Origin of the sequence: Leisingera sp. ANG-DT (assembly GCF_000813785.1) — a bacterium.
Taxonomy (GTDB): Bacteria; Pseudomonadota; Alphaproteobacteria; order Rhodobacterales; family Rhodobacteraceae; genus Leisingera.
The window spans coordinates 1,823-2,226 of sequence record NZ_JWLE01000065.1; the positions used below are offsets into that span (position 1 = coordinate 1,823).

The 404-nt window shown below is 64.9% G+C and carries 1 protein-coding gene; it reads left to right on the plus strand.

Going from position 1 to position 404, the window contains the following annotated elements:
• On the plus strand, positions 1 to 404 hold a 404-nt coding region (locus RA21_RS21605; RefSeq protein ID WP_039152634.1), incomplete at both ends, for a radical SAM protein.

Below are 404 nucleotides of genomic sequence, written 5' to 3' on the forward strand. Positions count from 1 at the left end.
GATGCGCTGGCGGAGGCGGGCATGAACCGCGCTTCTGTCGGGGTGCAGGATTTTGACAGCACCATCCAGCAGGCGATCGGCCGTATGCAGAGCTTCGAGGCCACACGCGCCGCCATTGAGCAGCTGCGCGCACATGGGATCCGCAGCCTCAATGCGGATATCCTCTATGGCCTGCCGCATCAGACATCCGCGATCATGACCGAAAGCGTGCAGAAGCTGCTGTCGCTGACACCGGACCGGGTGGCGGTCTACGGCTATGCCCATGTGCCCTGGATGGCCGGGCGCCAAAGCATGATCCGCTCCGATGCGCTGCCCACGCCGGAGGTCCGGCTGGAGCTGTTTGAGACCGCCCGCCAGCTGTTCCAGTGGGACGGCTACCGGGAGATCGGCATCGACCATTTCGC